We start from the raw sequence: 10933 nt of genomic DNA, 5'->3' as shown, positions 1-10933 counted from the left end.
CGAGTGAGCGGTGCGGGCGAACAGTTCGGTTTCCACACCGAGGTGATGGTGCGGTGGTCCGACATGGACGTCTTCCAGCACATCAACCACGCGCGGATGGTCACGCTCCTCGAGGAAGCACGGATCCCGTGGCTGTTCGCCGACGGTCGCCCCACCCGCGACCTGCGCGAAGGTGCCGTCATCGCCGACCTCCACGTGCGCTATCGCGGTCAGCTGCGCCACGACGACGGTCCGCTCGACGTGCTGATGTGGACCGAGAAGGTGCGGGCCGTCGACTTCACGATCGGGTACGAGGTGCGGCCGAGCGGTGCTCCGGTCGACTCGGCGCCGGCGGTGGTCGCGTCCACCCAGATCGCGGCGTTCGACATCGAGACCCAGCGCCTGCGCCGACTCAGCAACGACGAACGAGAGTTCCTGCGGCAGTGGCAACGAAACTGACGGTGGCACCGCAAGTGACGAGGGCGACGTGACCGACGACCGGATCCGACACGCAGAGCGCCTCCTGACGCTCGCCGGCCCCGACGACAGCGTCGATCTCGCCGCCTTCCTGGCCCGGGCCGCGCGTCTCGACGAGGCCGCGGTGGTGCGGTTGCGTCGCCGCGGCGACGGACTGCTCGGCGTGTGGACACGTACCGGTTTCGAGGTACTCGCCGGACGCGTCGTCCGCGGAACCGTGGCTCCGGCCGACACCTGCGTGGCCGCCGAATCGCTGCGCGCCGCGCTCCTCGCCGGGTCCGAACCGCGCACCCAGGTCGACCCGGGCTGGGCGATGGATTCCGCCTGGCGCGGCGCACTTCCGCCCGACGACGGTTACGTCCACGTCGACGACGTGCCGGCCCGGATCCTCGTCGAACTCGCGCAACGCGGCGTCGCGCTCACCCGCGAGCACGGCGCGCAAGGGCCACCGGCGTCGTTGCTCGCCCAGGAGGTTCTCGAGGTGAGCGGCGCCGGGACGACCGTGGGCGTGCCGATGCGCATGGTGTTCGCGCTCGGTGCGATGGGCTTCGTGCCCGGTGCCGGTCGTGACAGCGTCGACTCGACGGACATCGATCCCACCGAGGTGGTCCGGGTGCGGGCGCACGCCACCTGGATGCGCCTCGACGCCCGCTTCGGGTCGGTCTACCTGCGACGCGGCGGCGGGCTCGGTCTGAGCGTCCTCTGACGAGGTCTCACGCCAGCCAGGCGGCGGCGTCCGGCGGCAGTGCGTGTCCGGTGAGCGGCGCACTCGCGAGCAGCACCTCACCGGGAGGCAGATCGACCGCGACGTCGCCGGCGTTGAGCACACAGGTCAGGCCGTCGGAACGGCGGAAGGCCAGGCACCCCGCCGGGCTTCCGTACCAGCCGATCTCGCCGCCTTCGGCCCGCCTTCGCTCCGTGCTGATGGGTCGCGTTCGCTCCGTGCTGATCGGTCGCCTTCGCTCCGTGCGGATCTCGATCGCCCGGCGATACAGCGAGAGCGTCGAACTCGCATCCTCGAGTTGCTTCTCGACGGTCAGGGCCGACCACTCCGGGGGCTGGGGCAGCCACGCCGACCCGGCGGAAGTGAATCCGAAGGGGGGTGCCTCGCCTTCCCACGGCAGCGGCACGCGGCATCCGTCGCGTCCGCGTTCGGTGTGGCCGGATCGTTCCCAGACCGGATCCTGCAGCACCTCCTCGGGCAGGTCGACGTTCGGCAACCCCAGTTCGGCACCGTTGTAGACGAACACGGCTCCCGGGAGGGCGAGGGCGACGAGGATCATCGCGCGTGCCCGTGCGAGCCCGACCTCACCGTCTCCGTACCGCGTGACCTCGCGGTCGACGTCGTGGTTCGACAGCGTCCACGTCGGTGAGGCCTGCACCGACGTCACCGCCGCCAGGCCCTTCTCGATCGCGTCGCGGACGGCGTCGGCGTCCCAGTCCGACAGCGTCAGGTGGAAGTCGAAGGCGAGATGCAGTTCGTCCGGGCGCAGGTACTCGGCGAACCGTTCGTGGTCGTCGACCCAGATCTCACCGATCGCCACCGAGTCGGGGTACTCGTCGAAGACCCGCCGGATGCGGCGGTGGATGTCGTGCACCTCGGGATTGTTGAACCGCGGGTCGGCGGGGGAGTGCCCGAGCAGTTCGTTGGTCTCCCACCCGTCGTGGTCGGGAAGATCCGCGGGCTTGGCCATGCCGTGGGCCACATCGATGCGGAAACCGTCCACGCCCCGGTCCAGCCAGAACCGCAGGGTCTTGTCGAGATCCTCGACGACCTCTTCGTCGTCCCAGTTCAGATCGGGCTGACCGGGAGCGAAGACGTGCAGATACCACTGACCGGGCGTGCCGTCGGGTTCGGTGATGCGGGTCCAGGCCGGCCCGCCGAAGACGCTCGGCCAGTTGTTCGGTGGCGCGCTGCCGTCCGGGCCGCGCCCGTCGCGGAAGTGGAAGCGCCGGCGTTCGCGGCTGCCCGGTCCGGCTTCGAGCGCGGCCCGGAACCAGCGGTGCTCGACGCTGACGTGGTTCGGTACGAGGTCCATCACCACCCGGATGCCGCGGGCGTGGGCGTCGGCGACCAGCGCTTCGAGATCGGCGATATCCCCGAACAGCGGGTCGATGTCGCGGGGGTCGGAGACGTCGTAGCCGTGATCGGCCATCGGCGAACGCATCACCGGGTTGAGCCAGATCGCGTCGACACCGAGCAGTTCGAGATAGCCGAGGCGGCTGCGCACACCCGCGAGGTCGCCGATGCCGTCACCGTTCGCGTCGACGAACGAGCGTGGATAGACCTGGTAGAAGACCGCGTTGCGCCACCACGGCGCCGTCGGGTCGCCTCGTCCGGAGGTCGGTGCTGCGGGGTGGGCCACGAGAGTCATCGTGTCAGACGACAAGGCGAAAGGCAGGGCGAACGGTGCCCGCGGCCGTTCCGTCGGGACCGGGTCGCATGATAGGACGAACGGCATGAATACGACATCGATCGTCGCGGTCCGGCTGGACGACGTGGAGTTGCGCGACGACCCGATCAATCCTGCGTGGATCCGCGAGGGTACCCCCGTGGCACGCAGCGGTCAGTGGGCGACCAGCGCCGACCGCACCACCACCACACACGTGTGGGACTGCACGGCCGGTCGCTTCGACTGGCATTTCGGCGTCGACGAGATCGTCCACATCGTGGAGGGCTCGGTCGTCGTCTCGTCCGTCGACTCCGAGCCGCGCACCTTGCGTGCCGGGGACGCGGCGCTCTTCCGAGCCGGGACCACCGCTCTGTGGGAGGTCCCCGAATACGTGCGCAAGCACGCCATTCTGCGTCGTCATCTGTCTCCGGCGGCGCGGTTCACCCAGAAGGTGGAGGACCGCCTGCGCCGGATACTGGGCCGCTGACCCCGGACACGCCGACTCCTAGATAGGGGAATTCATCATCGAGTCGGCCGCCATGTTCATGTAGTCGACGAGCTGCCGACGGCGCTCGTCGTCGAGCGTCTTCTCGTCGATCGACGCGATCGCGGTGTGCATGCACCGCAACCAGGCGTCGCGCTCGAGCGGCCCGATCCGGAAAGGATGATGACGCATGCGCAGCCGCGGGTGGCCCCGTTCCTCGGAGTAGGTGCGCGGGCCGCCCCAGTACTGCTCCAGGAACATCCGCATGCGCCGTTCGGCCGGACCGAGATCCTCCTCGGGATACAGGGGCCGGACGATCTCGTCCCGTGCGATCTCCTCGTAGAACCGTGCAGTGAGCCGGCGGAACGTCTCGGCGCCACCGACCGCCTCGTAGAAGGTCTGCTCGTCACTCATCTGTATTCGTTCACCGTCCCTCTCGACCGTCCATTGTGCCCGCTCCCGACCGCACACCGCCCGACGAGCCGTGCCGGACGGGACCGTCACCGGATGTTCACCGTCCCGACCTGGACCGGTCCGCTGATTCGGGGTGCGATTCGGGAGCATCCGTGGTCCACTGTTCCCAGTCTTTTCGGAGGTCGTATGAAGCACAGCAGCAGCTCGCATCGACAACTCCCGCCCGCGGACGCCCCTGCAGGGGTGCCGGGGGCTACCACACTGCGCGTGGTGCACGACAGCACCGCGACGGTACCCGACTGGTTGAAACGTCGAGTCTTGCTGCTCAACGCCACCTACGAGCCGCTCACCGCCCTGCCCGCCCGCAGGGCCGTGGTCCTGATGGCCGGGGGCAAGGCCGATACCGTGCACGACGATCCGCTCGCCCCGCTCGTGCGGTCGGCCGAATGGTCCGTGCAACTGCCGTCCGTGATCCGTCTGCGCAACTACGTGCGCGTTCCGTATCACGCCCGGGTGCCGCTCACCCGGGCCGCGCTCATGCACCGCGACCGGAACCGGTGCGCTTACTGCGGAGGCAAGGCCGAGACGATCGACCACGTCGTGCCGCGCAGCCGCGGCGGCGAGCACACCTGGGAGAACTGCGTCGCGTGCTGCGCGCCGTGCAACCATCGCAAGGCCGACAAGCTGCTCACCGAGCTCGGATGGACCCTGCGTGTGGTGCCGAATCCGCCCAAGGGCCGGCACTGGCGCCTGCTCGCGACCCTGCCCGAGTTGCACCCCACCTGGCTGCCCTATCTGGGGGAGGGCGCGGCCTGATCGGGTCGTTCTCCGGGGCGTATGAGGCCTTTCGGGCCCGGCTGGGCTAACGTTTGGCTGTGAGCATTCTCGAGACAACCCTGATCTTCGTCGGCATCCCGCTGCTGATCGTCTTGGTCTTCGGTGGGCTGTCCTTCGTCATGAGCAAGTACCCGGGCTCCACGCCGTCGGACGACCCGTACACGCTCGACCGGAAATGGGAGCACGGACCGCTCCTGTGGACCGCGACCGACGAATCGACCCATCCCTGGAAATACCCGCATCATGGTCACGGTCATGCCGCTCTGACCTCGGCGGAGCTGATCGGAGGTACCGCAAGTGGCAAGTGGTGACGTGATCCAGCGTCCGGCCGTCGCGCCGGAGAACCTCCCGCACGGTGCGGCACTCACCGCGAGCGGACGCATCTCCGCCGTGCGCGGTCTCGGGCAGGCCTTCACGGGTGCGCCGTTCAAGGACCGCGACCTCATCACCCTCGACGACACGCTCACGCACGCGATGCGGATCACCAACGTGCGGTTCACCGTCTACATCGGTGACGACGTGAATCCGGCTGCGGCGACCGACGCCCTGATGCCGACGACGCCGGACGCCGACAACTCGGTCCTCGTGGCCGTCTTCCCGAACCAGCGGAGCATCGAGGTCCGCTCGGGTCGCACCGCCGCCGACCGCGCCACCGACCGGGTGCTGCAGCTCGGCGTCACCGCGGCCGTGTCGTCCTTCGGTCAGGGGAATCTGCTCGACGGCATCACCAGTGCTGTCCGCGTCATCGCGAACGCCATGGTCGCTCCCTGATACGGAGCCCACGAACCATCTGTGGCCCGCTGCCACTCCGTGAAGGAGAGGCAGCGGGCCACAGTCGTCTCATGTGGGCACCGCCCACAGTCGTTCGGTGAGGTCGGTGCGTCAGGACACGTCGAACGCGCGTGCCTTCAACGAGCGCACGACCCCGGCGCGACCCTCGACGACGAGTCGCCGCAGGGCCGGCGGATGGTCGCCGGCGAGGAACTCGTCGGCTGCCGCCACCGACTGCTCACTGATCGACCACGACGGGTAGAGCCCGATCACGACGGTCTGCGCGACCTCGCTCGAACGGCGTTCCCACACTCCCGGCACCTCCGCGAAGTACCGAGCGACGTACGGCTCGAGCAGTTCGCCCTGACCGGCCGGGGCGAAACCGCCGATCACGGCGCGCGCCGTGATGTTCGGGACGCTGTCGTCGTGCACGACCGTCTGCCACACCTGTTCCTTGACGGCCTCCTGCGGACGTGCCGCGCGGGCGGCCGCCGCCTGGCGGGCACCCGCAGCCGTCGGGTCGCGTTCGGCCTCCGCGTCGATGAACGGCGACTCGACACCCTCGGCGTCGACCTCACCCGCCGCGGCGAGCGCCTGGACGATCCGCCAGCGCAGATCGGTGTCGACCGTCAGCCCGGGCAGGCCGACCGTCGCCGGATCGGCGCCCAGCAGCTCCTCGAGCACCTCGGTGTGCCAAGGCGACAGGTACGCGCTGGTGAGCGCGTTGACGAACGCGAGCTGATGGTCGGAGCCGGCCTCGGACTCGCGGGCGAGCTCGAGCAGGCGGTTGGCGAAGTCCGCCCGGCCCTGCTCCGCGGCCCAGGACGGGTCGGCGTAGCTCTCCAGCGCGGTGTGCGCCTGCATGAGCAGACGCTGGACGACACCGACCTCGGTCTCGGCGGCGATCCCGCGCTGCACGAGGGCGACGAAGTCGCGCGCCTTCATCTCGGCCTGACGGGTCATCTCCCACGCCGCCGACCACACCAGGGTGCGCGGCAGCGACTCGGCGATGGCGCCGACCCGGTCGATGACGGTCGCGAGCGACTCCTCGTCGAGCCGCACCGAGCAGTACGTCAGGTCGTCGTCGTTGACGAGCACGAACGCGCCGCGCGGTACACCCACCAGATCGGGGACCTCGGTGCGCTCGGCGGCGTCGACGTCGATCTCCACGCGGTGCGTGCGGACGAGCTTGCCGGAGCCGTCGTCGTCGTACACACCGATCGCGAGGCGGTGCACGCGGAACTCACCGGCGCCGGGCTGGGCACCTTCCTGCACCACCGCGAAACGCGTGAAGCGTCCCTGGTCGTCGACTTCGAAGTCCGGTCGCAGGATGTTCAGGCCGGTGGTCTTGAGCCATTGGGCACCCCAGTCCGACAGGTCGCGGCCGGAGGCCTTCTCCAGCGCGGCGAGGAGGTCGTCGAAGGTGGCGTTGCCGTAGGCGTGGTCGCGGAAGTACTCGCGCAGGCCGGCGAGGAAGGGCTCCTGCCCCACATAGGCGACGAGTTGCTTGAGCACCGACGCGCCCTTGGCGTAGGTGATGCCGTCGAAGTTGACCTCGACCGCGGCGAGATCGGGGATGTCGGCGGCGATCGGGTGTGTCGACGGCAGCTGGTCCTGCCGGTAGGCCCACGACTTCTCGACGTTCGCGAAGGTCGTCCACGCGTTTGTGTACTCGGTGGCCGAGGCCTGGCACAGCACCGACGCGAACGTCGCGAACGACTCGTTGAGCCACAGGTCGTCCCACCAGCGCATGGTGACGAGGTCGCCGAACCACATGTGCGCCATCTCGTGCAGGACGGTCTCGGCGCGGCGCTCGTAGGAGTAGCGGGTGACCTTGGACCGGAAGACGTAGTCCTCCAGGAAGGTCACCGCGCCGGCGTTCTCCATCGCCCCGGCATTGAACTCGGGCACGAACAGCTGGTCGTACTTGCCGAAGGCGTAGGGGATCCCGAAGTTGGCGTGGTAGAAGCCGAAGCCCTGCTTGGTTTCGGTGAACAGCCGGTCGGCGTCCATGTACTCCGCGAGCGACGCTCGGCAGAAGATGCGCAGCGGGATCGTGCCGTGCTCGTCGGTGTACTCGTCGGACCACACCGCGTACGGACCGGCGATGAGCGCGACGAGATAGGTGCTCATCCGCGGGGTGGTGCGGAAGATGTGCAGACCCGGCTGCGCGGCGGCGGTCTGCACGGTGTCGGCGTTGGAGATCACGGCCCAGTCCTGCGGCGCGGTGACCTTCAGGTCGAAGGTGGCCTTGAGATCGGGCTGGTCGAAGCACGCGAACATCCGCTTGGCGTCGGCCGTTTCGAACTGCGAGTACAGGTACACCGCGTCGTCGGTGGGGTCGACGAACCGGTGCAGGCCCTCGCCGGTGTTCGTGTACAGGCAGTCGGCGTCGACGACGAGTTCGTTGTGGGCGGCGAGCCCGGTGAGGGCGATGCCGGTCTCCTCGGAGTATCCGGACACGTCGACGGGTTCGCCGTTGAGGGTCGCCGAGTGCACGGTCTTCGCGATGAGGTCGATGAACGTCGAGGCGCCCGCGGTCGCGTCGAATCGCACGGTGGTCACCGACCGGAAGGTCGTGGTGCCCGGCGCGCCGGCACCGTCGGTGAGATCCAGTTCGATGCTGTAGTTGTCGACGGACAGGATCGCGGCCCGTTCGGCGGCCTGCTCGCGGGTCAGATTCGGTGGTGCCACGGGAGAACTCCTTCTCACGACGGAATGTCGGTCGGCGTCCATCCCATCATGATCGGCGAACCCTCACGGAGCGACGTCGGACAACGGCACCGTGGTGTCCGTCAACCGGCCGACGTCGACGGGCCGCCCCGAGGCGATGAGAGCGCGGATGTCGTCCCCGGCATCCCAGATGTTGACGTTCATCCCCGCCCGGACGTGCTGCTCGTCGTCGAGCCAGAACGCGAGGAACTGCCGGTCCTGCACGTCGCCGCGGGTGACCACCCGCGCGTCGCGGGGAGCGAGCCCGACGTATTCCATGCCGAGGTCGTACTGGTCGGTGAAGAAATAGGGGAGCCGGTCGTAGGTTGCCTCGCGGCCGAGCATCGTCGCGGCCGCGACGGCCGGCTGGTTCAGGGCGTTGGCCCAGTGTTCGACGCGCACCCGGGTGCCGAGCAGCGGGTGCTCCGCCGAGGCGATGTCGCCGACGGCCACGATGTCCGGATCGCTCGTCCGCATCGAGGCGTCAACGAGCACGCCGTCGTCGACCGCGAGCCCGGCGTCGCGGGCCAGGTCGACATTCGGGCGCGCCCCGACCGCGACCAGCACGGCGTCGGCGGGCACCACACTGTCGTCACCGAACCGGATGCCGCTCGCGCGACCGTCGTAGGCGACGATCTCGCGCACCGAGGTGTTCGTCCGCAGATCGACCCCGTGTGCGCGGTGCAGGTCGGCGAACACCGCGCCCATCTCCTCGCCGAGTGCACCGAGCAGGGGTTGCTTCGCGGTCTCCGCGATCACCACCCCCGCGCCCCGGCCGCGGGCGTTCGCGGCGATCTCCATGCCGATCCATCCCGCGCCGATGACGGCCAGCCATCCCGCATGGTCGGTCTCGCCCTGGATCGCGGTGAGCAGCGCATCGGAGTCCTCGACGGTGCGCATGACGTACACGCGTTCGGCGTCGGCTCCGGGAATCGGGACCGTGCGGGGCGTCGAGCCCGTTGCGAGAGCGAGCTTGTCGTAGTGCAACGTCGACCCGTCGGGCAACGTCACCGTGTGGGCGGCCGGATCGATCGCGGTGACCTTCGTGCCGAGCAGCAGTTCGACGCGGTGGTCGCGGTACCAGTCGCCGTCGTGCACCGTGAAGTCGGCGAGTTGCTTGCGTCCGGCGAAGTAGTCCTTCGACAACGGCGGTCGCTCGTAGGGCAGGTGCTCCTCCGCGCCGATCAGCAGGATGCGCCCGGGAAAGTCGCGGGCGCGCAGTTCCTCTGCCAGCTTGGCACCGGCCAGACCCGCGCCGACGATCAGAAACGTTTCCTCACCCGACATCGTGGTGCCTCCACTGTGATGCGTGCCGGACCTGCTTCCCGGCTCCGACGTTACGGCTACCGCCCGCACTGCGGCCCGGTTCAGGAAGAATCGTCGACGGGGCCGTGTTGAACATGCTCGTAGTTGTCCGGCCCGTACGAACTCTTGTGAGGAGATCTCTTGAGCGACCTGACCGCCGCGTCCACGACCGGCAAGGACACCGCCGACTTCTGGTTCGATCCGTTGTGCCCGTGGTGCTGGATCACCTCGCGCTGGATCCTCGAGGTCACGAAGGTGCGCGACATCGAGGCGCGTTTCCACGTCATGAGCCTGGCCGTGCTGAACGAGGGGCGCGACCTGCCGGAAGAGTACGCCGAGCTGATGACGAAGGCGTGGGGCCCGGTGCGCGTCGCGATCGCCGGGGCGCAGAAGTACGGCGACGACATCCTCTCCCCGCTGTACACGGCGATGGGCACCCGCATCCACAACGAGGGCAACAAGGACTTCGCGGACGTGATCGCCGCGTCGCTCGCCGAACTCGACCTCGATGCCTCGCTGGCCGAGGCCGCCGACAGCGACGCCTACGACGAGGCTCTGCGCACGAGCCACCACGCCGGCATGGACAAGGTGGGCCAGGACGTCGGTACCCCGACGATCCATGTCAACGGCATCGCCTTCTTCGGGCCCGTCCTGTCGAAGATTCCGCGCGGCGAAGAGGCCGGCAAGGTGTGGGACGGCGTGGTCGCCCTCGCGTCCTACCCGCACTTCTTCGAACTCAAGCGCAGCCGCGACGAGGAGCCCGACTTCTCCTGACCGGGCACGGCCGTGGCGCTCGGTAGAGTGCCACGGCGTGTCGAACGATCATGTGGTCCGGCCGGCGACGGTGCACGATGTCGAGAAGGCGACGGCAACGCTCGGACGAGCGTTCCGCGACTATCCGTTCACCCGCTACACCGTCGACGGCCGGGACCACGAGACCCGGGTCCGCGACCTGCAGGGGCTCTTCCTCACCGAGATCGGCATGCGCTGCGGCGAGGTGTGGGTCTCCGATGACGTCGATGCGGTGGCCGTCTGGACGACGCCCGGCTCCACCGGGCTCGAGGAGGCGTTCGTGTCCGTCGCCGATCGGGTGACGGAACTGCGGGGCAATCGTGCCCTCGCCGCAGAACTGGCCGAGCAGGCCACCGCGGAGCTGCAGCCGAGCGAGCCCGCGTGGTTCCTGGCCACGGTGGGCGTCGATCCCGCCTCGCAGGGGCGCGGCCTGGGACGGGCCGTCCTCGAACCAGGACTTCGCGCGGCCGAGCGGCAGGGGGTCGCGGCCTGTCTGGAGACCTCCTCTGAGGCGAACGTCGCGCTCTACGAACGTCTCGGATTCGTCGTCACCGGTGTCGTGGAGCTGCCGGACGGCGGCCCGAAGGTCTGGGCGATGCGCCGCTGACCTGCCGGGGCGGGGTTCGCCACGCTCGGGACCGAAGGTCGCAACGCTCCGCCGTACAGACTTGTGCTCATCCCGAATTCAATTCTCGGCTTCGGGTCGGGCGCGGACTACCGTGATGCATCATGGCTGTTCCCTGTCCCCGTACCCTGCTCGTCACAACCA

12 protein-coding genes are annotated in these 10933 nt (G+C 69.1%); 8 read left to right on the top strand and 4 right to left on the bottom strand.

Features of this window, described 5'->3' with window-relative positions; all coding sequences use genetic code 11:
- The first annotated feature begins 3 nt into the window (after window positions 1–3).
- Both ACWPOC_RS21135 and ACWPOC_RS21130 read left to right on the top strand, forming a co-directional pair.
- Window positions 4–438, top strand: coding sequence for an acyl-CoA thioesterase (locus ACWPOC_RS21135; RefSeq protein WP_120282178.1), 435 nt, complete (start codon window positions 4–6; stop codon window positions 436–438).
- Window positions 439–466: 28 nt separating this feature from the next.
- On the top strand, window positions 467–1162 hold the full coding sequence (locus ACWPOC_RS21130) for a hypothetical protein (protein WP_120282179.1): 696 nt from the start codon (window positions 467–469) through the stop codon (window positions 1160–1162).
- Window positions 1163–1169: 7 nt separating this feature from the next.
- Here ACWPOC_RS21130 and ACWPOC_RS21125 read toward each other — a convergent pair whose 3' ends face one another.
- Window positions 1170–2831 (bottom strand): glycoside hydrolase family 13 protein, encoded by a 1662-nt coding sequence (locus tag ACWPOC_RS21125; protein WP_120284158.1) that lies wholly within the window; start codon window positions 2829–2831, stop codon window positions 1170–1172.
- Between the two features lie 85 nt (window positions 2832–2916).
- Here ACWPOC_RS21125 and ACWPOC_RS21120 point away from each other — a divergent pair, with 85 nt between their 5' ends.
- Complete coding sequence (locus tag ACWPOC_RS21120) at window positions 2917–3336, top strand: cupin domain-containing protein (RefSeq protein WP_120282180.1); 420 nt, start codon at window positions 2917–2919, stop codon at window positions 3334–3336.
- A gap of 18 nt (window positions 3337–3354) precedes the next feature.
- Here the strand turns inward: ACWPOC_RS21120 and ACWPOC_RS21115 are convergent, their stop codons facing one another.
- Window positions 3355–3747, bottom strand: a complete 393-nt coding sequence (locus ACWPOC_RS21115) for a globin (RefSeq protein WP_120282181.1) — start codon at window positions 3745–3747, stop codon at window positions 3355–3357.
- A 186-nt stretch (window positions 3748–3933) separates the two neighbouring features.
- Here ACWPOC_RS21115 and ACWPOC_RS21110 point away from each other — a divergent pair, with 186 nt between their 5' ends.
- From ACWPOC_RS21110 to ACWPOC_RS21100, 3 genes are read left to right on the top strand one after another with little or no spacing between them, the layout of a single operon-like run.
- Window positions 3934–4563 carry an HNH endonuclease gene (locus ACWPOC_RS21110; protein ID WP_080597645.1) on the top strand — a complete coding sequence of 210 codons (630 nt, stop codon included), beginning with the start codon at window positions 3934–3936 and terminating at the stop codon, window positions 4561–4563.
- Between the two features lie 59 nt (window positions 4564–4622).
- On the top strand, window positions 4623–4895 hold the full coding sequence (ctaJ, locus tag ACWPOC_RS21105; RefSeq protein WP_016691850.1) for an aa3-type cytochrome oxidase subunit CtaJ: 273 nt from the start codon (window positions 4623–4625) through the stop codon (window positions 4893–4895).
- On the top strand, window positions 4882–5355 hold the full coding sequence (locus ACWPOC_RS21100; RefSeq protein WP_120282182.1) for a DUF5130 domain-containing protein: 474 nt from the start codon (window positions 4882–4884) through the stop codon (window positions 5353–5355). Before ctaJ ends, ACWPOC_RS21100 begins: the two co-directional genes overlap by 14 nt.
- A gap of 111 nt (window positions 5356–5466) precedes the next feature.
- Here the strand turns inward: ACWPOC_RS21100 and pepN are convergent, their stop codons facing one another.
- Together pepN and ACWPOC_RS21090 are read right to left on the bottom strand one after the other, a co-directional pair.
- Complete coding sequence (gene pepN, locus ACWPOC_RS21095; RefSeq protein ID WP_120282183.1) at window positions 5467–8049, bottom strand: aminopeptidase N; 2583 nt, start codon at window positions 8047–8049, stop codon at window positions 5467–5469.
- 63 nt (window positions 8050–8112) lie between these two features.
- Window positions 8113–9354 (bottom strand): FAD-dependent oxidoreductase, encoded by a 1242-nt coding sequence (locus tag ACWPOC_RS21090; protein WP_120282184.1) that lies wholly within the window; start codon window positions 9352–9354, stop codon window positions 8113–8115.
- A gap of 159 nt (window positions 9355–9513) precedes the next feature.
- Here ACWPOC_RS21090 and ACWPOC_RS21085 point away from each other — a divergent pair, with 159 nt between their 5' ends.
- Both ACWPOC_RS21085 and ACWPOC_RS21080 read left to right on the top strand, forming a co-directional pair.
- Entirely contained in the window at window positions 9514–10146 is a 633-nt protein-coding gene (locus ACWPOC_RS21085; protein ID WP_120282185.1) for a mycothiol-dependent nitroreductase Rv2466c family protein, read from the top strand.
- 37 nt (window positions 10147–10183) lie between these two features.
- On the top strand, window positions 10184–10771 hold the full coding sequence (locus tag ACWPOC_RS21080; protein WP_120282186.1) for a GNAT family N-acetyltransferase: 588 nt from the start codon (window positions 10184–10186) through the stop codon (window positions 10769–10771).
- Window positions 10772–10933 lie beyond the last annotated feature (162 nt).

This window comes from Rhodococcus sp. 5G237 (assembly GCF_053764735.1).
This window is presented reverse-complemented; position numbering and strand designations above follow the sequence as displayed.

What these genes read in the sequence shown, in the direction of transcription:
- ACWPOC_RS21125 (WP_120284158.1), bottom strand. Translation starts at nt 2,831, where the DNA reads ATGACTCTCGTGGCCCACCCCGCAGCACCGACCTCCGGACGAGGCGAC.
- ACWPOC_RS21120 (WP_120282180.1), top strand. Translation starts at nt 2,917, where the DNA reads ATGAATACGACATCGATCGTCGCGGTCCGGCTGGACGACGTGGAGTTG.
- ACWPOC_RS21115 (WP_120282181.1), bottom strand. Translation starts at nt 3,747, where the DNA reads ATGAGTGACGAGCAGACCTTCTACGAGGCGGTCGGTGGCGCCGAGACG.
- ACWPOC_RS21110 (WP_080597645.1), top strand. Translation starts at nt 3,934, where the DNA reads ATGAAGCACAGCAGCAGCTCGCATCGACAACTCCCGCCCGCGGACGCC.
- ACWPOC_RS21090 (WP_120282184.1), bottom strand. Translation starts at nt 9,354, where the DNA reads ATGTCGGGTGAGGAAACGTTTCTGATCGTCGGCGCGGGTCTGGCCGGT.